Genomic DNA, 23,378 nt, shown 5'->3' on the forward strand with positions numbered 1-23,378 from the left:
ACTGAATACAATGTTTTTCATCCCTAAAGGCGGCTACACTCGAAGGCCGGTGAGCCGGAACGACGCCGCCGAAAGCAGGTCAACAGTGTGTCACCCCAAATACAGGAAAGAGGTTATGTTCAGGCAGTTGAAACGAACGCTGGTCGCAACCCTGATTGCTGCACTCAGTGCAGGTAGCGTTGCCCCGGCATGGGCTGATTCGATAGACAGCACGTTGCCGGATATGGGCACCTCGGCGGGAAGCACGCTCTCCATTGGTCAGGAGATGCAGATGGGCGACTATTACGTTCGCCAGCTTCGCGGCAGCGCGCCACTGATTAATGATCCGCTGCTGGTGCAGTACATTAATTCCCTCGGTATGCGTCTGGTGGCGCACGCGGATTCGGTCAAAACCCCTTTCCACTTCTATCTCGTCAATAACGACGAGATCAACGCCTTCGCCTTTTTTGGTGGCAATGTGGTGCTGCACTCCGCGCTGTTCCGTTATACGGATAACGAGAGCCAACTGGCCTCGGTGATGGCGCACGAAATCTCCCACGTCACCCAGCGCCACCTGGCGCGCGCGATGGAAGACCAAAAACGCAACGCGCCGCTGACCTGGGCGGGCGTACTGGGTTCCATTTTGCTGGCGATGGCTAACCCGCAAGCCGGGATGGGCGCGCTCACCGGCACGCTGGCCGGAACACAGCAAGGGCTTATCAGTTTTACCCAGCAGAACGAACAGGAAGCGGACCGCATCGGTATTCAGGTGCTGCAACGCGCCGGGTTTGATCCGCAAGCGATGCCGACCTTCCTCGAAAAACTGCTGGATCAGTCGCGCTACTCCACGCGCCCGCCGGAAATTTTGCTGACGCACCCGTTGCCGGAAAGCCGCTTGTCGGATGCGCGCAACCGCGCCAACCAGATGCGTCCGGTGGTGGTGCAATCATCCGAAGAGTTCTACATGGCGAAAGCCAGAACGCTGGGCATGTACAACTCCGGGCGTAACCAGCTCACCAGTGACCTGCTGGATGGCTGGTCGAAAGGCAACGTGCGTGAACAACGCGCGGCGCAATATGGTCGGGCGTTACAGGCAATGGAAGCGAAAAATTACGCCGAGGCGGCAAAAATCTTGCAGCCGCTGCTGAACGCCAGCCCGAACAATGCCTGGTATATCGACCTGGCGACCGATATCGATTTAGGGCAGAACAAAAGCGCGGACGCCATTAAACGCCTCAATGCCGCCAGCGAACTGAAAACTAACCCGGTGCTGCAACTCAACCTGGCGAACGCTTACCTGGAAGGTGGTCAGCCCGCGGAAGCCGCGCGCATTCTTAACCGTTACACCTTTACGAATAAAGAGGATGTCAACGGCTGGGATTTACTGGCGCAGGCCGAAGCGGCACTGAATAACCGCGATCAGGAACTGGCCGCGCGTGCCGAAGGGTTAGCGCTGGTAGGCAAGCTGGATCAGGCGATCACCTTGCTAAGCAGCGCCAGTTCGCAGGTGAAACTCGGCAGCCTGCAACAGGCGCGTTACGATGCGCGAATTGACCAGCTACGCGAGTTGCAGCAACGGTTCAAGCCGTACCAGAAAATGTAATAAGGAGAAGAGATGTCAGAGACGGTGAAGATTTACCATAACCCACGCTGCTCAAAGAGCCGCGAAACGCTGGCGCTGCTGAAGGAAAACGGCGTTGAGCCAGAAGTGGTGCTCTACCTCGAGACGCCGCCGGATGCGGCGACGGTGCAAAAACTGCTGAAAATGCTCGGTATGTCCAGCGCGCGCGAACTGATGCGTAGCAAAGAAGATCTCTATAAAGAATTACAGCTTAGCGATAGCGCACTGACGGAAGCGCAACTGGTGCAGGCGCTGGTGGATAACCCGAAACTGCTTGAACGCCCGATTGTCGTTAGCCACGGCAAAGCGCGAATCGGTCGCCCGCCGGAGCAGGTGCTGGAGATTTTGTAGCATTAAAAAACCCTCGCCGCGTGGCGAGGGTTCAGAGTTTGAGGATCTCTTTGACGAACGGAATGGTCAGCTTGCGCTGGGCGGTGATCGACGCGCGATCCAGCTCATCCAGCGTATCGAACAGCGTGCGCATTTCTCTGTCCAGCCGCTTTAACAAAAACCGCCCCACGTCTTCCGGCAGTTCAAACCCGCGGATCCGAGCCCGCAGTTGTAAGGCTTGTAATTTGTCTTCGTCGGAGAGCGGTTGCAGCTTGTAGATTTGCCCCCAGTCCAGCCTTGAGGCCAGATCCGGCAACCCCAGATTGAGCTGGCGCGGCGGTCTGTCGCCGGTTATCAGCAAGCGGGTTTTGCCCTGTTCCAGAATGCGATTGTAGAGGTTGAAAATCGCCATCTCCCACGGCTCGTCACCGGCCACGCATTCGATATTGTCGATACACACCAGCGAGAGTTGCTCCATCCCATCCAGCACTTCCGGTACAAACCAGGTGCGCTTATCGAGCGGCACATAGCCTACGGCATCGCCGCGCTGGGAGAGTTCGGCACACGCGGCATGCAGCAAATGGCTGCGGCCCGCGCCTTCACGTGACCAGAAATAGATGTATCCGCTGTGCGCCTGGCGCAGAACGTTTTGCAGTGCCGCCAGTAAAGAGGGGTTATCACCCGGCCAGAAACTCGCAAAGGTTTCATCATCGGGTAAGTACAATGGCAGGGAGAGCTGTGCCGGCGTGTTCAGAGGTACCTCAACAAGGCTTACAAAAAACGCAGTGAGTCTATCACAAAATGTTGCAAGGTTTGAACCGGGCGCGAGGCCCGGTTCAATTCTGCACGATGTTTACGACTTCGCGACATCATCTTCTGGCGCGTCCAGCACCACTTCTTCCGGGCGCAGTACGCTAATCAGTTTAAAGATCAGGCTCAGACCCACACCGACGATCGTCGCCAGCGCCATGCCTTTCAATTCAGCCGCGCCAATGTGCACTTTCGCGCCGCTAACGCCGATGATCAGGATAACGGAGGTGAGGATCAGGTTTTGCGCTTTGCTGTAATCCACTTTCGATTCGATCAGCACGCGGATACCGGAAGCGCCGATTACCCCATACAGCAGCAGAGAAACACCGCCCATTACCGGCACCGGGATAATCTGGATAGCCGCCGCCAGTTTACCGACGCAGGAGAGCAGAATGGCGAAAATCGCCGCGCCGCCAATCACCCAGGTGCTGTAGACGCGGGTAATCGCCATCACGCCGATGTTCTCACCGTAGGTGGTGTTCGGCGTAGAGCCGAAGAAACCGGAGATGATGGTTGAAAGGCCGTTGGCGAACATGGAGCGGTGCAAACCCGGATCGCGGATCAGATCTTTTTTGACGATATTCGCCGTCACCACCAGGTGACCGACGTGCTCGGCAATCACCACCAGCGCCGCAGGCAGAATGGTGAAAATGGCAAACCACTCAAAACGCGGCGTGTAAAACGTTGGCAGCGCGAACCAGTGCGCCTGAGCAATCGGCGTGGTATCGACAACGCCCATCGCGAAGGAGAGCGCATAACCCGCCAGCACGCCAATCAGGATCGGGATAATCGCCAGAAAGCCGCGGAACAGCACCGAGCCAAACACCGTCACGCCCAGCGTCACTAGCGAGATAATCACGGTTTTGGAATCCGCAGACTGCCCTTCCGCAGGCAGCAGACCGGCCATGTTCGCCGCCACACCCGCCAGTTCCAGACCGATGACGGCAACGATTGCGCCCATCGCCGCAGGCGGGAACATCACATCCAGCCAGCCGGTGCCCGCTTTTTTCACAATGAACGAGACGATGCAGAACAGCACGCCGCACATAATGAACCCGCCGAGCGCCACTTCGTAGCCCAGCGGCAGCAACAGTAGTACCGGGGAGATAAACGCAAAGCTGGAGCCTAAATAGGCCGGAATTTTCCCTTTACAGATAAAGATATACAGCAGCGTTCCGACACCATTGAACAGCAGCACGGTGGCCGGGTTAATGTGGAACAGGATTGGCACCAGCACGGTTGCGCCGAACATGGCGAACAGATGCTGTAAACTAAGCGGGATCGTCTGCAAAAGCGGCGGTCTTTCACTTACCCCGATAGCACGGCGCGTCATAGTGTTTTCCTCTGAGTGTTGTTGTTGTCCACCCGTCCAAAACGGCGGGCAGTGTTATGAATTCCAAAAAAAAGCCGACTATCAAAGTCGGCTTTCGATTTCTTATCAGTTACTTCGTACCAAAGATTTTGTCGCCGGCGTCGCCGAGGCCCGGAATAATGTATCCGTGCTCATTCAGCCCCTGGTCAATCGACGCGGTGTACAGCTCAACATCCGGGTGCGCTTTTTCCAGCGCCGCCAGCCCTTCCGGCGCGGCAACCAGCACCAGCACTTTAATACTGTGGCAACCGGCATTTTTCAGCAGGTCGATGGTAGCGATCATCGAACCACCGGTCGCCAGCATCGGGTCAACAACCAGCGCCATGCGCTCGTCGATGTTCGATACCAGTTTCTGGAAGTACGGTACCGGCTCCAGCGTCTCTTCATTACGGTAGATACCCACTACGCTGATGCGCGCGCTCGGTACGTGCTCCAGCACGCCTTCCATCATGCCCAGACCTGCGCGCAGGATCGGCACGACGGTGATTTTCTTACCTTTAATTTGATCAACCTGTACCGGGCCATTCCAGCCTTCGATGGTCACTTTTTCCGTTTCCAGATCGGCCGTTGCTTCATAGGTCAGCAGGCTGCCCACTTCTGAGGCGAGTTCACGAAAGCGTTTGGTGCTGATGTCGTTCTCTCGCATCAGGCCCAGCTTGTGTTTGACGAGTGGGTGTTTTACTTCCACGACCTTCATACTCTTCTCCTTTCCCCTGACAGGTGGCAGCCACAAAAAAAATCGCCGGATTATACCGCTTTTTCTCCGTTGCGCTACAGGAAGGCGCTTGATCGCGATCAATCAGACTGGAAAAGAGTATATCGCAAGAATCCGCCGCGCCCTTAAATAATGGACTCGCAAACGTTTGCCTTGGCTGTTAGAATTGCGCCGAATTTTATTTCTACCGCAAGTAAACGCGTGGGGACCCAAGCAGTGACCGATAAAACCTCTCTCAGCTATAAAGATGCCGGTGTTGATATCGACGCGGGCAATGCTCTGGTTGACCGAATCAAAGGCGTGGTGAAGAAAACCCGTCGCCCGGAAGTGATGGGCGGTTTGGGCGGCTTCGGTGCGCTGTGCGCGCTGCCGCAAAAATATCGTGAGCCAGTACTGGTTTCCGGCACTGACGGCGTGGGCACAAAACTGCGTCTGGCAATGGATCTGAAACGTCACGACACCATCGGTATCGATCTGGTGGCAATGTGCGTTAACGATCTGGTGGTACAGGGCGCTGAGCCGCTGTTCTTCCTCGACTATTACGCCACCGGCAAGCTGGATGTTGATACTGCCGCCAGCGTGATCAACGGCATCGCCGAAGGCTGCCTGCAATCTGGCTGTGCGCTGGTTGGCGGCGAAACGGCGGAAATGCCGGGCATGTACCACGGTGAAGATTACGATGTCGCCGGTTTCTGCGTCGGTGTGGTAGAAAAATCAGAAATCATCGACGGCTCGAAAGTGGCTGACGGCGATGTGCTGGTCGCACTGGCTTCGAGCGGCCCGCACTCCAATGGCTATTCGCTGGTGCGTAAAGTGCTCGAAGTGAGCGGTGCCGATCCGCTGGCTACGCAACTGGAAGGCAAACCGCTGGCCGATCACCTGCTGGAACCGACCCGCATTTATGTGAAGTCCGTGCTGGAGCTGATTGAAAATGTCGATGTCCACGCTATCGCCCACCTGACCGGCGGCGGTTTCTGGGAAAACATTCCGCGCGTACTGCCGGATAACACCCAGGCGGTAATCAATGAGTCCTCCTGGCAGTGGCCGGCCGTGTTTAACTGGCTGCAAAACGCCGGCAACGTGAGCCGCCACGAAATGTACCGCACCTTTAACTGCGGCGTTGGTATGGTGATTGCGCTGCCTGCGGCTGAAGCCGATAAAGCCATCACTCTGCTGAATGCGAAAGGTGAAAAGGCGTGGAAAATCGGTATCATCAAAGCATCCGATTCCAGTGAGCGTGTGGTTATTGAATGAAAAACATCGTGGTGCTGATTTCCGGTAACGGAAGCAATTTGCAGGCAATTATCGACGCCTGCAAACAGAAGAAAATCAACGGCACCCTGCGGGCAGTATTCAGTAATAAGGCCGACGCGTTCGGCCTTGAACGTGCGCGGGAAGCCAATATTCCCGCCCATGCACTGAGCGCAGATCAGTTCGCCAGCCGCGATGCGTTTGACCGCGAGCTGATGCAGGAAATCGACGCCTTCGCCCCGGATGTGGTGGTGCTGGCGGGTTATATGCGTATCCTCAGCCCGGCGTTTGTCGCGCATTACGCCGGACGTCTGCTGAATATCCACCCTTCCCTGTTGCCAAAATATCCCGGTCTTCACACGCACCGCCAGGTGCTGGAAAACGGTGATGAAGAACATGGTACCAGCGTGCATTTTGTTACCGATGAGCTGGACGGTGGCCCGGTGATTTTGCAAGCCAAAGTGCCAGTGTTCGAAGGTGATACGGAAGAAGAGATCACCGAACGTGTGCAGTCACAGGAACATGCGATTTACCCGCTGGTGGTCAGTTGGTTTGTTGATGGCCGCCTGAAAATGGACAGCAACAGCGCGTGGCTGGATGGTGTGCGCCTACCGCCTGAAGGCTATGCGGCCGACGAATAATTACTGCAATTTATCGCTTTTCACCCTGCCCGCCGCGGCAGGTTTTCTTTCCTCTTCCCCTGCTAAAAGAAAAAGTTACTTTATTTCCATCACTTTAGATGCGAAAAACGGATTACTGTCATACTTTTTTGGCACAGTTGGACATCTGACGGCAAAGCTCGCCATAATAAGTTGTGTCATACGAAGGGACGCCAGCAACGTTCACCTGTCAGTCAGGGCACCGCGAGAGCGAGAAGGATTTGCCGTGTCCCGAGCAAGAACCGGAGTGTAAACAGGAATGGGTCAGGAAAAGTTATATCTCGAAAAAGAACTAAGCTGGTTGTGCTTCAATGAACGTGTTCTCCAGGAAGCCGCCGACAAAAGTAACCCGCTTATCGAACGCATGCGTTTTTTGGGGATCTATTCCAACAACCTCGACGAATTTTATAAAGTCCGTTTTGCTGAACTGAAACGCCGCTTAATCATTAGCGAAGAGCAAGGCGTTACCACGAATTCCCGCCATCTGCTGGGCAAGATCCAGTCTCGCGTACTGAAAGCCGATCAGGAGTTCGACAGTCTGTACAACGACCTGCTGCTGGAGATGGCGCGTAATCAAATTTTCCTGATTAACGAACGTCAGCTTTCGCAAAACCAGCAGAGCTGGCTGCGCAATTACTTCAAACAATATTTGCGCCAGCACATTACCCCGACGCTGATTAACCGCGAAACCAACCTGGTACGCTTCTTAAAAGATGATTACACCTACCTGGCGGTAGAGATTATTCGCGGCGACGAAATCCGCTACGCGCTGCTGGAGATCCCGTCAGATAAAGTGCCGCGCTTTGTTAACCTGCCGCCGGAAACGCCGCGCCGTCGCAAGCCGATGATCCTGCTGGATAACATTCTGCGTTACTGCCTGGATGATATCTTTAAAGGCTTCTTCGATTATGACGCGCTGAACGCCTACTCGATGAAAATGACCCGTGACGCCGAATATGACCTGGTGCACGAAATGGAGTCGAGCCTGATGGAGCTGATGTCCTCCAGCCTGAAACAGCGTCTGACCGCCGAGCCGGTACGATTTGTTTATCAGCGCGATATGCCCGATGCCATGGTCGAGATGCTGCGTGAAAAGCTGACTATCTCCCGTTATGACTCCATTATTCCCGGCGGGCGTTATCACAACTTCAAAGACTTTATTGGTTTTCCGAATGTCGGCAAAGCCAACCTCGTCAACAAACCGATGCCGCGTCTGCGCCACATTGGGTTTGATAAGTTCCGCAACGGTTTTGACGCCATTCGCGAACGCGATGTGCTGCTCTATTATCCGTACCACACCTTTGAACACGTGCTGGAGCTGCTGCGCCAGGCGTCGTTCGACCCGAGCGTGCTGGCGATCAAAATCAACATTTACCGCGTGGCGAAAGATTCGCGCATTATCGATTCGATGATCCACGCCGCGCATAACGGTAAAAAAGTCACCGTGGTGGTGGAGTTGCAGGCGCGTTTCGACGAGGAAGCCAACATCCATTGGGCGAAGCGGCTGACGGAAGCGGGCGTGCAGGTGATCTTCTCGGCGCCGGGCTTAAAAATTCACGCCAAACTGTTCCTCATTTCCCGTATGGAAGGGGAAGAGATCGTGCGCTATGCGCACATCGGTACCGGCAACTTTAACGAAAAAACCGCGCGGCTTTATACGGACTATTCACTGATCACGGCCGATGCGCGCATCACCAATGAGGTGCGCCGGGTATTCAACTTTATTGAAAACCCCTACCGTCCGGTGAGCTTCGATTATTTGCTGGTGTCGCCGCAGAACTCGCGCCGCCTGTTGTACGATATGATCGACACGGAGATTGCTAACGCGCAGGAAGGTAAACCTTCCGGCATTACGCTGAAGCTGAATAACCTTGTCGATAAAGGGCTGGTGGACAGGCTGTATACCGCCTCCAGTTCCGGCGTGCCGGTGAACCTGCTGGTGCGCGGCATGTGTTCACTTATTCCGCAACTGGAAGGCATCAGCGAAAATATTCGTGTCACCAGTATCGTTGATCGTTATCTTGAGCACGATCGCATCTATATTTTTGAGAACGGCGGCGATAAACGCGTTTATCTCTCCTCCGCAGACTGGATGACACGTAACATCGATTACCGTATCGAAGTGGCCGCACCGCTGCTCGATCCGCGCCTTAAACAGCGCGTTCTGGATATCATTGATTTGCTTTTAAGTGATACCGTGAAAGCCAGGTACATCGATAAAGAACTGAGTAATCGCTATGTGCCGCGCGGCAACCGTCGTAAAGTGCGCGCACAACTGGCGATTTACGACTACATCAAATCACTCGAACAGCCCGACTAACCTATGCCGATACAAGAAAAGACGCCACGACCGGAGGAATTTGCCGCGGTCGATCTGGGTTCAAACAGTTTCCATATGGTCATTGCGCGTGTGGTCGACGGTGCAATGCAGATCATCGGCCGCCTGAAACAGCGCGTGCACCTGGCTGATGGTCTGGACAGCAATAACATGCTGAGCGAAGAGGCAATGGAGCGCGGGCTGGCTTGCCTGTCGCTGTTCGCCGAACGCTTGCAGGGCTTTGATCCAGCAAGCGTGTGCATTGTCGGTACGCACACGTTGCGCCAGGCACTGAACGCCACCGAATTTCTTAAACGCGCGGAAAAGGTTATCCCCTACCCGATTGAAATCATTCCGGGCAATGAAGAAGCACGCCTGATTTTTATGGGCGTGGAACATACACAGCCGGAAAAAGGCCGCAAGCTGGTAATCGATATCGGCGGCGGTTCTACCGAATTGGTGATCGGTGAAGATTTCGAGCCGAAGCTGGTGGAAAGCCGACGTATGGGCTGCGTGAGCTTTGCGCAGATGTACTTTATGGGCGGCACGATTAACGGCGAAAACTTCCGCCGCGCGCGCATGGCGGCAACACAAAAGCTGGAGTCGCTGGCGTGGCAGTTCCGCATTCAGGGCTGGAATGTCGCACTTGGCGCATCCGGTAGCATTAAAGCCGCCCACGAAGTGCTGATCGCCTCCGGCGAGAAAGATGGCTTTATCACCCCGGAACGGCTGGAGAAGCTGGTCGCCGAAGTGCTGAAGTACAAAAGTTTCAGCGAACTGAGCCTGCCAGGCCTTTCCGAAGAGCGTAAAGCGGTGTTTGTGCCGGGGCTGGCTATTCTTTGCGGCGTGTTCGATGCGCTGGCGATCCGCGAGCTGCGCCTTTCCGACGGCGCACTGCGTGAAGGCGTGCTGTATGAGATGGAAGGTCGTTTCCGCCACCAGGATATTCGCAGCCGCACCGCGCAGAGCCTCGCCAGCCAGTACAATATCGACCGCGAGCAGGCGCGTCGCGTGCTGGAAACCACCACCCAGATTTACGATCAGTGGCTGGAGCAAAACCCGAAGCTCGCTAACCCGCAACTGGCGGCGTTGCTGAAATGGGCAGCGATGCTGCACGAAGTAGGGCTTAATATTAACCACAGCGGGATGCACCGCCATTCGGCGTACATTCTGCAAAACAGCGATCTGCCCGGTTTTAATCAGGAGCAACAGCTGATGATGGCGACGCTGGTGCGCTGCCACCGTAAGGCTATCAAGCTTGATGATTTGCCGCGCTTTACGCTGTTTAAAAAGAAGCAGTATTTGCCGCTGGTGCAAATCTTACGGCTTGGCGTGCTGCTGAATAACCAGCGCCAGGCGACCACCACGCCGCCGACACTGCGCCTGACTACCGATGCTAATCACTGGACGCTCAGCTTCCCGTACGACTGGTTCAGCCAGAACGCGCTGGTGTTGCTGGATCTGGAAAAAGAGCAGGAATACTGGGAAGCCGTGACCGGCTGGCGACTGAAAATCGAAGAAGAGCACTCTCCGGAAGTGGCGGCCTGAGCCGCCCGTTCGCTACTCGTTAACCAGCGTCTCCAGCGGCGCTGGCTTACCAATCAGATACCCCTGTAAATAGTCGATACCCAGCGCGATTGCCGCGCTGCGTATCTCTTCGCTTTCCACATACTCTGCCACCACCAGCATTTTTTTCATCCGTGCCAGATGGCAAATCGACGCCACAATCTGATAATCCAGGCTGTTCGAGACAATATTGCGGATAAAACTGCCATCGATTTTCAGGATGTCGGCATTAACGGTTTTCAGCCGCGCATAGCTGGCATAACCGGTGCCAAAATCATCGATCGCCACCCGGCACCCCATCTGTTGCAGTTGCCCCAGCGTCTGGTTGGCCTGCTGGAGATTGGTCATTGAGTTGCTTTCGGTGATCTCGAAGATCAACTGCCAGGCTTCGATGCGGTATTTGCGCAATAAACGCCGGACTTCCTGGGCAAACTGCGTGCGGCAAATTGAGGCCGGAGAGAGGTTAATGGAAAAACGCTGGGCGGGGAGTTTTTCGCGGTTTTGCGCCATAAACATCAACACATGTTCGATCACCCATAAATCGATGCGCGACGACAAGCCGAACTCATACGCGACAGGCAAAAACGCATCCGGGCTGATGTTTTCGCCGTTCTCTTCCCGCATGCGCAGCAGGATCTCGTAATAATCATCGCCGCGCACGCCATGAATTAACTGAGCCATCAGGATAAAGTGATTTTTTTCCAGCGCCAGTTGCAGGCGATTCATCATATCCACTTTGCTTTTCAGGCTGCGTTGCAGATTCGCCGCGCCCCGGTTTTGCAAATTTTCCGGGTGGTTGGTCGCCAGCGACAAATCAGCGATGGTGCTCATTTCACCGAGTAGTAAATAGAGGTGCTTCACCGGTGAACGCACGTAGCAGTAACTTAACCCCACCTGCGGCTGCAGCGGCATATCATCCCAGATAAAGCGGAACTGCTTGATGCGCGCGTCCAGTTCCTCAATGCGTGTCTGGTGCGACTGGGCATTCAGGCGGATCGCCAGATCGTGCCCGGAAAGTTGATACACGTTCTCTTCCGCCGACAGCAGCGGCCTGAGCCAATCCGCCATGCGCTGTTTATACTGAATGCGCAGCAGCACGCCATAGTTACGCCCCAGCAGTTCCAGCTCCGGCACGCGCAGAAAACAGAGCACCGACCACGGCGTATCCGCCATAGCCCGGCTCAACGCACGAAGATTGGGCATATTGGCAACCGGATCGATAAACGCCAGACGGCGGGCGCGATCATGCACCAGTCTCTGACGCGTCGCCATCATCGCCATGGCGAGAATGATGAAGGAAAAGACCAGGTAACTTGATGAGGCGATCGCCAGTTGCACGTCGTAAGCGGGAAACCACGGCAAATAACGGTAAAAAAAGTGAATAGAGATGACCAGCAGCGGTGTCCAGACCAGCGACATAAAACGATAGCCGTAGCGCATTGATCCCCACAGCATCACCGGTAACAGAAGTGAAAGCGTGTAGTTGGTGCTGAAAATGGAACTGTTTTTATTCAGCGGCATCAGTAACAGCAGCAAAATGCCAATCACCACCGCGAACCAGACCCCGATCTCAATGCGCGTAACTTTACGATCAAACTCGTGACGCATTTGCGATAACCACGACATCGCGTAACGCGGATGGCGAATAACGCGGATCAACAAATAGCTAAACGGCACGCCGGTCATCGTCCCGACCAGTAATGCCTGGTAATTGATGAGCATCGGCACATTCCACGCCAGCGCGCCGCCGTCGCTTATTGCCCGATCGTAAAGATTCAGCCAGACGCCCAGCTCAAGAATAATCAGATAAATCGACGCCGGGCAGAGCACCTGCCAGAAAATACGCTGCGAAACCAGCAATGCCGTGCCATAAGCCACCCGGTGGCGGCGAGTGACAAAAATACGGTATCCCGCCCAGCTAAGTATTACAGGCAGCAGCAAATGCACGCCTTTACTGACCATTTCCAGCGGCGGTGCGGGCCAATAATGGCAAATCAGCGCCAGCACAATGCCCGGCAGCGCCGCCCAGCCATAAAACATCATCAGGGCGATCAGCAACGCCATCGGCAGATAATAGAGAATGACCGTCTGACCAGAAACGGTAGTAAATGTATTAGCGAGGCTAAACAGTGGATACAAAATAACAGGCGTGATGAGCGGCAAAGCCCACCACTGATCTTTCAGGCGATGATATTTTTGAATAAGTGTCATAGATGCTCGGTTACCCAACCCAGATCCTGGCGGGTGTTTCAGGCAGGTATCCGACCCGACTGTGCTGTACAACGGTGAAGTGCCAGTTTGTTAACAAACAGAAATTCTAATTCCGGACAATATCTGTTAATTGATTTGCATCAAAAAAAGCGCGCCAGCCAGCTTTAATTACCGGCTTAATGCGCATTATCGTCCATTTTTCATTGCTCACGTAAATATTTAATTTATCTTATATAATCCATGGTGATAATTTAATCATTGTGATTTTGCGCCAGGCTTAATTGACCTGACAAAAAGAGTGTGCATTAATGTCGCTGTCGCCCGTAAATCGGGTATTCCTAAAGGAAACATTGTGAGTCAGGCAACCAGTATGCGAAAACGACATCGATTTGACAGTCGCATGACCCGTATCGTACTTCTTATCAGCTTTATCTTTTTCTTCGGCCGCTTCGTCTATTCCTCTATTGGCGCCTGGTACCACCATCAGGACAAAAGCCAGTCGCAACAAATCAGTCAGACTATCGACCCCACCGCACGACGCTAAAGTTTATCCGATTTTGCTTACACGCTTTACCGCGTGGGTTTGCGCTCGTCTGTGCAACGGTATTCGCCCCATTGCACAAACGCGTTGCTTATCTGTCGAGGTTTAACCAGCGCTCTTCCAGCCGCGCCAGCGCCGTGTAGGCTTCGCCAAGCCCAACCGCCAGTTTGAATCCTTCCGGCCAGTGACCGGTGGCGGAAATACCTTCACTTTCAAGCCGCAGAACAAACTGCAAACGCCCATAATCCGACACGCATTCCGCCATGATCTTCGCGATTTGCGCACGTTTAATGACTGAGCCAAAGGCCAATTTCCGCAGCCTCCGCAGATCTTTAATCCCCCCGCGCACAGCTTGAATAAAGGTGAACATCACGTATGCCGCCATCAATGCAATCAGCACAGAGAAGGTCGCCTTAAAGACCGGCTCCGCCATCGGATAGCGGGAGATATAATGGATGAGGCTGAAAATAATTCCTACCCCCGCAGCGGATGCCGCAAGAACCGACAGCGCCGCCAGCCATTTTTTGGGGTTCAGCAAATCATGAATTTTACTACGAACAAACCGACAGATTGCCACCCAATCAAGCAACATCAACCCTAACACTACATTCGCGGCGGCCAGCCAGCCGTTATAAATGGCATATCCGCTATAGGTGTAAAACGGTATCGCCGCCAGCGACAGCGCCGGGGAGAACAGCCCGGCAATACTGATCACCAACAGGATGACAAAACTCATCACGCGAAACAGTACAAAGGTGCCGGATATAAAACCTTTATCGATAAATGACGCAGCAGCGCGCGGAGCGGGACTATCACTGCCCGTTTTTTTCGCTTTCTTTGTTTGCGCCGTGCGCCCCGCTTTGCCGAACAGCAAAATTGGTGCGGTCACCGCCATCGCGTAACTCACGCTGAAAAGGGTAATAAACGGCAGCGCAATGGCCAGTAACAACGTGCTGATAAGCGCTGCTTTCATGCTCCATAAACGCATCTTCGCAACGCGATAAACCCCGCTTAAGGCATCGGATAATGACAAGCTCAGCAGGATATTCTTGCGCCCGCGCCAGAAGTTGGTTTCCGAAATATTCAGCACGTATTTCTTCATCCCCTCTTCCAGCTCATCATTCATTTTCGGCAGATGACGACAGGCGCGAAACGCGGTCTCCTGTAACCAGCCATCCTCACCAGCAATCGCGGTGGTCAGCACCGGCGCGGCACGCGATTCGGAGAGCAGCCCGGTCGCTTCCAGGCAAATTTTCGCCAGCAGAATGTTATCGCCCGTTTTAACGTGCTGTATCACAAAGGCAGAGAGATCCTCTTCGAACGGTTGCAGCACCTCGCGGCGGGAGCCAAATGCGTCGATTAAAAAGCGCAGGCAGTGAATAGCGCGAATGCGCTGACCTGCATCCGCAAAATGGTGCTGGATCTCACCCCAGCAGAGTTCCGCCAGCCGTTTTGCTTCGGCTTCGCTACACAACTGGGCATACAGCACCAGCGCATCGCGACCGCGCGAATCCGTAGGAATGTGCGAATCCGGCACTTCCGCAGGTTGCTGCAAAAAGCGGGTGGTGACGAAATACTCCAGAAAGCGTCGATGCACAAACGCAAACGACTTCTCATCACCAGGGGTGACTCTGGCAATACGGGCAAAACGCAGGAGTTCCAGCACCGTGTCCACGTGTTCTGAATTGAAATAGCTGCGGATCACTTTCACCGGCGCTTCGAGGCCAAACGTCGAGGAGCGAAAAACAAACCACGCGATATCCGTCGCAACCTCGATCACCTCACGAGAGGAGGTCCCAGTATCGCGCAGCTCCTGTTTGCAGAGCTGTATCCGGCTGTCGATATAGTTTTTATAAATCTCAGCCTGATTGATCGGCAATGTCTCGTTGACCGCGATCCATTCGCCAAGAAGCGCCATCATAAACGGGTTACGCACCAGCGGGATCAGATCCAGTCGGTGGCTGAATAACGTATTTCGCACCTGATCAGTAAATTGCGGATACCGACTCAGCGCTTCTGAAATACCGGCTTCGGAAAGCGGGCGGATCTCCAGCACTTTATCCGCCAGAAACGCGCGCGTCGGCTGGCGGAATACGCGCGAAGCTAAAACCCCGCGTGAGGCCGTTTGCGTAGTAATAAAGCGCGAGATAACCGTGGACAACGAATCGATGACCGTCGAGTTTTCGCTGGCGTCCAGCAACTCGGAGATCTCATCAAACGAATCGAAGATAAAAAATAAGCGACCGGTACGCCACAGGTCATGAAAGTAATCATTAACAAAATCTCGCGTGTAGGCGTCACCACGCCGGACGAGGTTTTTAATGACAAACGCTTCCAGATCTTCGACAGAAAACTCTTTGCGACCGCCAGTGACAATGCTGTCAGGTACCCACTCGCGCAGGTTGATGTAAATCGGCACGCGGTGCGTCTTTTTAACCTCCGCCAGCATATCTCTGGCAAGTTTGCGCAGCGCCACGCTCTTGCCGGAACCCGGTGCGCCCAGAATTAAAAACGACCGTGAGGTTCTGTCTTTGCGGATCGCGTCTTGCAGCCCAAGGATCTTTTTACGGGAAGCGAGACCTTTCGCTTTGCGGATCTCGACCTCGGCTTCCAGTTCGGTGTAGTACTCAGGGCTCCAGTTACTGCTCACGTCAATCGAGGTGAGATCCTGCTGCAGCATGTTGCAGAACACCTCCAGCTTTCGTGCAAAACGATCCTCCGGGAAATCCTTTTTCAGCGGCGTCGGATGCCCACCGCCAACGCTTCGATCGCGCAGGCAAAAGAACACAATACCAACGATGATGACAACGCTGGCAAGGATCCACGGCGAAGGCTGGCTGATTAGCTGGATATTCTTCAGCCACGCAGGAGCATTTTGCAGCACCGGCAATGTCCAGATAGTCGGTAACAGCGTATTTAACGCGCTGGAACCGCTGCCAATGATGCCGAACCCGAGCACCAGCACCAGCGCGCGTATCTTGTTCGCACCATATCCGGCTGGCATCAGCAACGGGCGCGTGAAATAGATCATCAGGCAGATAAACACGGCAACTGAAGCCGCATTAAACCACGAGGAATAGAGCCCGGTTCCCACCACGAAGCACAACGCCAACGCAAGGAGGAGTAAAACGAATTTTTGGCTACCCGACATGTGAATCCCTTCTTTGTGCTTGTGACGCCTTTTGCAATAAAACAGCACTATAACGCCTCCGGCACCGCAAGCCGGAAGCAAACTACCTGATTTAGTGGGGGGTTGTATGAGGGGAAAAGCCCGATGCGCTTCAGTGAGCAATGGGCACGACGCTTTGACTGCGCATGCGTTGCTTTAATCCGCTACAGCGCGACGGGTGAGGATCTCTTGCACATAATGCTCAATTGCAATGTGATGTTCCCGATTGATGCGCACAATAAAAGTCTGCAGGGAATCGTTCGTTGCGTGGAGCGTATCCGCAAGCAGTTTATCGAAATCGCTTTGCGTGAAACGGGCATTTCCCTTTAGCGTGGAATGCTGAAGCAGGGTGTGCGCAATGATTTCGAGCACGGCGCGTCGGTAATTATCGGCAAGCAGAACATCCAGATCGCTTTGGCGAATAACAAAACGAAAATCGAAGCTGGCAAACCCGGAATCGACCGGCAACGAGTATATCAGTTTATCGCCTTCCTGCCAGACTTGCGGCTCATAGCCATCCCCCATTAGCTTTACTGACTGCATCGCGCTCCCCGTTCAGCACCGTTGATATGTTCGAATTACCTTAACGTGGTGAAGAACATAGCGTAAAGCCATCACTAATGGCAGTGGCCCACATGGCGAATATAAGCGATCCTGTGAGCCGCCAGAGTAAATCAGCAGGGGAAAAAATGAATCCAGATAGCAGCGAACTGCCGCCCTTAGTGTGGCCAGAATTTACCGATGAGACAGCACGGTTGGCCTGGTGGCGCGCCTGCGTACAGGCCTGGCGCGAACAGTGGAATAACCCTGCGCCAGTGGCTCCGGTTAACGCCAAAGAGATTGAAGCGCTTGAACAACGTCTGGGCTGCGCGCTCCCGCCGCTGCTTCGCCGTTATCATGAAACGCTCGGCGCACTCGAACTGGCCGAAAGGTTGTGCAGTATCACGCCCGCGAAATACGCCAGCATTGAACCGCTGTTAGCGGCTTACCCCGGCATTCATGACATTCTCGAAAGTGCGGCAGACGCAGCGTCGCAATGGGCGCTGGTCCATCAGTTGATCGTCTTTGGCGACTACCTGGGCAACGGCAATTTGTAGTGCTTTCACCGGGAAACCGGCGAAGTGTGGTATTTCGATCACGACAGCTCGCCGATGTTGACGCAGGTTTTCGCCGACGTGGGGCAGTACCTCGACGTGCTGATGTTCAAATGCCTGCTGGAAGCCCACGGCGAGGAAGATAACGAAGATCTGCTGCGCGAACACCTGGGTGATGACGTTGTGGAAAAGTGGATGTACTGAGCAGCGCTATATTGGAACAGCAGCAGCGATGTGGCCACGTCCTCGTCTTTCATGAGCGCTTCTGTACTGTCGGCCAATATGTTGAATAGCGGGTAACCGGGTAACGACGAACCATTAAAGAATCGCAAACAAGGCAGGCATAAACCTGCCTTGTTTTTTTTGACAAAACGTTAGCTCAGTTTAAAAACGGCTACCGTCTCTTCCAGCAATTGAGACTGCTCTTTAAGCGAATGCGCTGCTGCTGATGCTTCTTCGACTAACGCGGCGTTCTGTTGCGTTACCGTGTCCATCTGCGCAACAGCCTGGTTTATCTGCTCAATACCGCGACTCTGTTCACCGGTCGAGAGCGCAATTTCCGCCATCAGTTCAGAAACCTGCTTAACGGTGCTGATAATGCGTTGCATGCTTTCGCCCGCCTGCGACACCCTTTCGCTACCCAGCAGCACCTGTCGGCCGGATTCCTCAATAAGCTCTTTGATCTCTTTCGCCGCGAGTGACGAACGCTGCGCCAGATTACGGACTTCGCTTGCCACGACGGCAAACCCGCGCCCCTGCTCGCCGGCTCTTGCCGCTTCAACCGCTGCGTTGAGTGCCAGGATATTGGTCTGGAAAGCAATGTCTTCGATTAAGGAAATGATGGTGTCGATTTTGCCGGCGCTGGATTCGATCTCTTTCATCGACATCACTGCTTTTTCAACAATCGTATTCCCTTCCTGCGCGGAACTGCGCATCGCCGTCGCAAGGGTATTTGCCTGTTGTGTGTTTTCGGAGGTGTGCTTAACCGTTGAAGTCAGCTGTTCCATGCTGGCAGCGGTCTGCCCAAGAGAAGCCGCCTGCTCTTCGGTACGGGCCGAGAGATCGGTATTACCGGCAGCGATTTCTTCTGCCGCGTGGGCCACGCTCTGGCTGGAATTACGCACCTGGGCAATGATTTCCAGAAGAGCAAGACGCATTTGCTCCAGCGAACCGAGCATGTCGCCAATCTCGTCTTTAGAACCATAAACAACAGGAGTGTGCAGCTCCCCTGCCGCCATCTTCTGGCAGTGCAAACGTGCGGCATCCAGCGGCGAAAGAACACGGCGACGCAGCAGGATAAAGATAGCGACAATGATCAAGGTAAACAGTAAGGCGAAAACACCAATGGTCACCATGCTGTTCACGAAGCGATTCTGCGCGTCGTTGTTAAGGCGCTGGGCGTATTTTTCGCGGAAGGCCAGCAGGTTATCGAGAGTGATTTCAAACTGACGATCAAGCTGCGGGATGGTGGTGCTGACGAGCTGGTTGAAACGCGCCGTGTCGTTGTTGCTCGCGGCGTCCATCAATGGTCGCAACCCTTGCTCAACATACGTTTGCCAGGCCTGGCTGTAAGGCGCGGAAAGCGCCTCTTCGCCCTCGACAGGTGGCGCAGCCTTGTAGTTATTGAACGCATCGGTGGCTTTTTGCATCACCGCTTTCGCGCTCTCAAGCGACGCATCCGTTTTCTGTTTGTCGCCCAGGGAGGCGTTAATCATGGCTTCCATCAGACGCACACGCAGTGTGCGACTATGGTTAATCGGGTCAATAACCGACAGCACGACCCTGATCTCTTTGTTCACGTTATCCAGCGACTGGTTGCTGTGAGTAAGTGACCAAAGGTTAGAAGCCGAGCTGATGAGAAAAATACCAAGTAACAGACTAAAAACGAGAAATGAAAAACGCCTAACTGACATATTTATTACCCTGGGTTGAGGTGATTTCATGAATTTCTGCTCCCTTTGAAAGAAGCATACCGAAGACAACTTATCGGCAATCTGGCGTTAAAATTTAATTTAAATCACATTACACATTTGAATCAAAGAGTTAGAAAGAAGATACTTGTGAGAAAGAAAATATGCTTAGGATTCACCAATTTATTCAAACTAACGTTTCAAATATGTCGTTTCATGGAATAGCTATTCATCCTGGCGATGAACCGAATTTGTTCAAAAAACGCACATTCATGACATCAAATGGAAGGCAGAAAAAGGAATTTATGCGCAGGAGGGGAAATACAGGTACAGGAGGCTGATAATTTAAAAGCACGGAATTCGAAACAGAAGAGGCTTTTCCACCGCCATAAGGAAGAAAAAGAGAATAAAAACGTTAAATTAAACTTCTAACTGTGTTTTCTGATTAAATCATTTTTATAAATATCAAAGCGGTGTTTAAAGAGCTTTTCATAATCTTAATTTCCATTTGAGTGCTTATATTCTTAATCAATCACACCAAATAAATATGAAGCATCGACAAGAGGTTATAAAAAACATACCTGAAGACTCATACTATTAAGCCTCCTCTCAACGGGACAAAAATATTGAGTTAATTGCCAATAAGTTCCGCAAAAACGCCATAAACAAAAAAGCCCGCTTTCGCGGGCTTAATATTTCTAATATTCAGCAGGGGCTAAATCTTATTCCCACTCAATCGTAGCTGGCGGTTTACCGCTGATGTCATACACCACGCGCGAAATACCGTTCACTTCGTTGATGATGCGGTTGGAGACGCGGCCGAGGAAATCGTACGGCAGATGCGCCCAGTGTGCGGTCATAAAGTCGATGGTTTCTACTGCACGCAGAGAGACAACCCAGTCGTATTTACGACCGTCACCCATCACGCCCACGGAGCGAACCGGCAGGAACACGGTGAAAGCCTGGCTCACTTTATTGTAGAGATCGGCTTTATGCAGCTCTTCGATAAAGATCGCATCCGCGCGGCGCAGCAGGTCGCAATACTCTTTCTTCACTTCGCCCAGCACGCGAACACCGAGGCCCGGCCCCGGGAACGGATGGCGGTACAGCATGTCGTACGGCAGGCCCAGTTCCAGACCAATTTTACGCACTTCGTCTTTGAACAGCTCACGCAGCGGTTCAACCAGCCCCATCTTCATCTCTTTCGGCAGGCCGCCCACGTTGTGGTGAGATTTAATAACGTGCGCTTTACCGGTTGCCGAAGCAGCGGATTCGATCACGTCCGGGTAGATGGTGCCCTGCGCCAGCCATTTCACATCTTCCAGCTTCAGTGCTTCTTCGTCGAACACTTCCACGAACACGCGGCCGATGATCTTACGTTTTGCTTCCGGATCGTTCTCACCGGCCAGTGCGGCCAGGAAACGGGATTCCCCTTCAACGTGAACAATGTTCAGACCGAAGTGGTCGCCAAACATGTCCATTACCTGCTGAGCTTCGTTCAGACGCAGCAGACCGTTATCAACGAATACGCAGGTCAGATTTTTGCCGATAGCGCGGTGCAGCAGCATCGCGGTCACTGAAGAATCCACGCCGCCGGAGAGGCCGAGGATCACTTTGTCATCGCCAACCTGCTGACGGATGCGCTCAACGGCGTCATCGATAATTTTTGCCGGCGTCCACAGCGCTTCACATTCACAGATGTCGCGCACAAAGCGCTCCAGCATACGCAGCCCCTGGCGGGTGTGGGTCACTTCCGGGTGGAACTGCACGCCGTAGAAGCGTTTTTCTTCGTTCGCCATGATGGCGAACGGGCAGCTTTCGGTGCTGGCTACGGTGACGAAGTCAGACGGGATCGCCGTCACTTTGTCGCCGTGGCTCATCCACACATCCAGCAGCACTTTGCCTTCTGCGGTCAGCGAATCTTCAATACCGCGAACCAGCGCGCTGTCGGTCTGCACTTCAACCTGCGCGTAGCCGAATTCACGCTCGTTAGAACCTTCAACGTGGCCGCCGAGCTGCATCGCCATGGTCTGCATGCCGTAGCAGACGCCAAGCACCGGCACACCAGCTTCGAACACATATTGCGGTGCGCGCGGGCTGTTGTCTTCGGTGGTGCTTTCCGGGCCGCCGGAGAGGATGATGCCGCTTGGATTGAAGTCGCGGATCTGCGCTTCGGTGACATCCCACGCCCACAGTTCGCAGTAAACGCCCAGTTCACGCACGCGGCGCGCAACCAGTTGGGTGTACTGAGAACCAAAATCGAGGATAAGAATACGATGTTTATGAATGTTGTCCGTCATTGACGTTACTTCCGAGGCAAGTTACGAAAGCGCCCGGTGAGAGCACCGGGCGCGAAAATCATTAAGAACCCATGCGGTAGTTCGGGGATTCCTTGGTGATGGTCACGTCGTGAACGTGGCTTTCCTGAATGCCCGCGCCGCTAATGCGCACGAATTCCGCTTTGGTGCGCAGGTCGTCGATAGTACCACAGCCGGTCAGACCCATACAGGAGCGCAGGCCGCCCATCTGCTGGTGAATGATCTCTTTCAGGCGGCCTTTGTAAGCCACGCGGCCTTCGATACCTTCCGGCACCAGTTTGTCGGCGGCGTTATCGCTCTGGAAGTAGCGGTCAGAAGAGCCTTTGGACATCGCGCCCAGCGAGCCCATGCCACGGTAGGATTTGTAAGAGCGGCCCTGGTAGAGTTCGATTTCGCCCGGGGATTCTTCGGTCCCGGCAAGCATCGAGCCAACCATCACCGCGGCAGCGCCTGCGGCGATGGCTTTGGCGATGTCACCAGAGAAACGGATACCGCCATCGGCAATAACCGGAATACCGGTGCCTTCCAGCGCTTCAACCGCGTCGGAAACGGCGGTGATCTGCGGAACGCCCACGCCAGTCACGATACGCGTCGTACAGATGGAGCCTGGGCCGATACCGACTTTCACCGCGCTGACGCCAGCTTCTGCCAGTGCGCGAGCACCTGCGCCAGTTGCGACGTTACCGCCGATGATTTGCAGATCCGGGTATTTAGCACGGGTTTCGCGAATGCGCTGCAGCACGCCTTCGGAGTGACCGTGAGAGGAGTCAATCAGCAGCACGTCCACGCCTGCGGCAACCAGCGCGTCAACGCGCTCTTCGTTGCCCGCACCTGCGCCAACCGCGGCGCCAACGCGCAGTTGACCCTGCTCATCTTTACAGGCGTTCGGTTTACGTTCTGCTTTCTGGAAATCTTTAACGGTGATCATGCCGCGCAGGTGGAAGCTTTCGTCGACAACCAACGCTTTCTCAACACGTTTTTCGTGCATTTTAGCGAACACAACTTCGCGGGATTCACCTTCACGTACGGTGACCAGGCGCTCTTTCGGCGTCATGTACACGCTAACAGGCTGGTTCAGGTCGGTGACGAAACGCACGTCACGACCGGTAATGATGCCAACCAGTTCGTTGTCGCCATTCACAACCGGGTAACCGGCAAAGCCGTTACGTTCGGTCAGCTCTTTCACTTCGCGCAGGGTGGTGGTCGGCAGAACGGTTTGCGGGTCTTTAACCACGCCGGATTCATGTTTCTTCACGCGGCGAACTTCTTCCGCCTGGCGCTCAATCGACATGTTTTTGTGAATAAAGCCAATGCCGCCTTCCTGTGCCAGGGCAATTGCCAGGCGCGCTTCCGTCACGGTATCCATCGCCGCAGAGAGCATAGGAATGTTCAGGCGAATGGTTTTAGTGAGCTGCGTGCTCAAGTCGGCAGTATTCGGCAGAACGGTGGAATGAGCGGGAACGAGGAGGACGTCGTCAAACGTCAGTGCTTCTTTAGCGATACGTAGCATGGGCA

General features: G+C 54.1%; 18 protein-coding genes. 9 read left to right on the forward strand and 9 right to left on the reverse strand.

The window, feature by feature from the left end:
- Positions 1-115 precede the first annotated feature (115 nt).
- Positions 116-1,582, forward strand: a complete 1,467-nt coding sequence (gene bepA, locus H650_RS07430) for a beta-barrel assembly-enhancing protease (RefSeq protein WP_020454691.1) — start codon at positions 116-118, stop codon at positions 1,580-1,582.
- A gap of 12 nt (positions 1,583-1,594) precedes the next feature.
- Positions 1,595-1,951, forward strand: coding sequence for an arsenate reductase (glutaredoxin) (gene arsC / locus H650_RS07435; RefSeq protein WP_020454692.1), 357 nt, complete (start codon positions 1,595-1,597; stop codon positions 1,949-1,951).
- Positions 1,952-1,982: 31 nt separating this feature from the next.
- On the opposite strand, the gene H650_RS07440 is transcribed toward arsC, so the two are convergent.
- The 3 genes from H650_RS07440 to upp form a co-directional block, all read right to left on the reverse strand.
- Positions 1,983-2,684 carry a DnaA inactivator Hda gene (locus H650_RS07440; protein ID WP_065370367.1) on the reverse strand — a complete coding sequence of 234 codons (702 nt, stop codon included), beginning with the start codon at positions 2,682-2,684 and terminating at the stop codon, positions 1,983-1,985.
- Positions 2,685-2,783: 99 nt separating this feature from the next.
- A complete protein-coding gene (gene uraA, locus H650_RS07445) occupies positions 2,784-4,073 on the reverse strand; it encodes a uracil permease (RefSeq protein ID WP_020454693.1) in 1,290 nt (429 codons plus the stop codon).
- A 109-nt stretch (positions 4,074-4,182) separates the two neighbouring features.
- Positions 4,183-4,809, reverse strand: coding sequence for a uracil phosphoribosyltransferase (gene upp / locus H650_RS07450; protein WP_017458966.1), 627 nt, complete (start codon positions 4,807-4,809; stop codon positions 4,183-4,185).
- 234 nt (positions 4,810-5,043) lie between these two features.
- On the opposite strand from upp, the gene purM reads away from it, so the two are divergent.
- The 4 genes from purM (at position 5,044) to ppx (ending at position 10,602) form a co-directional block, all read left to right on the forward strand.
- Positions 5,044-6,081 (forward strand): phosphoribosylformylglycinamidine cyclo-ligase, encoded by a 1,038-nt coding sequence (gene purM / locus H650_RS07455; RefSeq protein ID WP_044489701.1) that lies wholly within the window; start codon positions 5,044-5,046, stop codon positions 6,079-6,081.
- The gene (gene purN / locus H650_RS07460) at positions 6,078-6,719 is read left to right on the forward strand and encodes a phosphoribosylglycinamide formyltransferase (protein WP_020454695.1); all 642 of its coding nucleotides are present in this window, start codon (positions 6,078-6,080) and stop codon (positions 6,717-6,719) included. Before purM ends, purN begins: the two co-directional genes overlap by 4 nt.
- A 277-nt stretch (positions 6,720-6,996) precedes the next feature.
- Positions 6,997-9,057, forward strand: coding sequence for a polyphosphate kinase 1 (ppk1, locus tag H650_RS07465; RefSeq protein ID WP_017458969.1), 2,061 nt, complete (start codon positions 6,997-6,999; stop codon positions 9,055-9,057).
- A gap of 3 nt (positions 9,058-9,060) precedes the next feature.
- Complete coding sequence (gene ppx, locus H650_RS07470; protein WP_020454696.1) at positions 9,061-10,602, forward strand: exopolyphosphatase; 1,542 nt, start codon at positions 9,061-9,063, stop codon at positions 10,600-10,602.
- Positions 10,603-10,614: 12 nt separating this feature from the next.
- Here the strand turns inward: ppx and H650_RS07475 are convergent, their stop codons facing one another.
- On the reverse strand, positions 10,615-12,831 hold the full coding sequence (locus H650_RS07475) for an EAL domain-containing protein (RefSeq protein ID WP_020454697.1): 2,217 nt from the start codon (positions 12,829-12,831) through the stop codon (positions 10,615-10,617).
- Positions 12,832-13,183: 352 nt separating this feature from the next.
- Between H650_RS07475 and H650_RS24430 the strand changes: the two genes are divergently transcribed.
- The gene (locus H650_RS24430; RefSeq protein ID WP_071925214.1) at positions 13,184-13,375 is read left to right on the forward strand and encodes a YfgG family protein; all 192 of its coding nucleotides are present in this window, start codon (positions 13,184-13,186) and stop codon (positions 13,373-13,375) included.
- A gap of 88 nt (positions 13,376-13,463) precedes the next feature.
- On the opposite strand, the gene H650_RS07480 is transcribed toward H650_RS24430, so the two are convergent.
- Together H650_RS07480 and H650_RS07485 are read right to left on the reverse strand one after the other, a co-directional pair.
- A complete protein-coding gene (locus tag H650_RS07480) occupies positions 13,464-16,523 on the reverse strand; it encodes an NACHT domain-containing protein (protein WP_020454698.1) in 3,060 nt (1,019 codons plus the stop codon).
- A 174-nt stretch (positions 16,524-16,697) separates the two neighbouring features.
- The gene (locus tag H650_RS07485; RefSeq protein WP_044489446.1) at positions 16,698-17,084 is read right to left on the reverse strand and encodes a hypothetical protein; all 387 of its coding nucleotides are present in this window, start codon (positions 17,082-17,084) and stop codon (positions 16,698-16,700) included.
- Between the two features lie 146 nt (positions 17,085-17,230).
- On the opposite strand from H650_RS07485, the gene H650_RS07490 reads away from it, so the two are divergent.
- Together H650_RS07490 and H650_RS25915 are read left to right on the forward strand one after the other, a co-directional pair.
- The gene (locus H650_RS07490; RefSeq protein WP_020454700.1) at positions 17,231-17,638 is read left to right on the forward strand and encodes an SMI1/KNR4 family protein; all 408 of its coding nucleotides are present in this window, start codon (positions 17,231-17,233) and stop codon (positions 17,636-17,638) included.
- A gap of 24 nt (positions 17,639-17,662) precedes the next feature.
- The gene (locus H650_RS25915; RefSeq protein ID WP_020454701.1) at positions 17,663-17,839 is read left to right on the forward strand and encodes a hypothetical protein; all 177 of its coding nucleotides are present in this window, start codon (positions 17,663-17,665) and stop codon (positions 17,837-17,839) included.
- Between the two features lie 170 nt (positions 17,840-18,009).
- Here H650_RS25915 and H650_RS07495 read toward each other — a convergent pair whose 3' ends face one another.
- From H650_RS07495 to guaB, 3 genes are all read right to left on the reverse strand, one after another.
- Positions 18,010-19,548 (reverse strand): methyl-accepting chemotaxis protein, encoded by a 1,539-nt coding sequence (locus tag H650_RS07495; protein WP_020454702.1) that lies wholly within the window; start codon positions 19,546-19,548, stop codon positions 18,010-18,012.
- Positions 19,549-20,267: 719 nt separating this feature from the next.
- Positions 20,268-21,845, reverse strand: coding sequence for a glutamine-hydrolyzing GMP synthase (gene guaA, locus H650_RS07500; RefSeq protein ID WP_020454704.1), 1,578 nt, complete (start codon positions 21,843-21,845; stop codon positions 20,268-20,270).
- A gap of 61 nt (positions 21,846-21,906) precedes the next feature.
- Positions 21,907-23,373, reverse strand: coding sequence for an IMP dehydrogenase (gene guaB, locus H650_RS07505; RefSeq protein ID WP_017458982.1), 1,467 nt, complete (start codon positions 23,371-23,373; stop codon positions 21,907-21,909).
- Between the last annotated feature and the right edge of the window lie 5 nt (positions 23,374-23,378).

This window comes from Enterobacter sp. R4-368 (assembly GCF_000410515.1).
In the GTDB taxonomy this organism is placed as follows: Bacteria; Pseudomonadota; Gammaproteobacteria; order Enterobacterales; family Enterobacteriaceae; genus Kosakonia.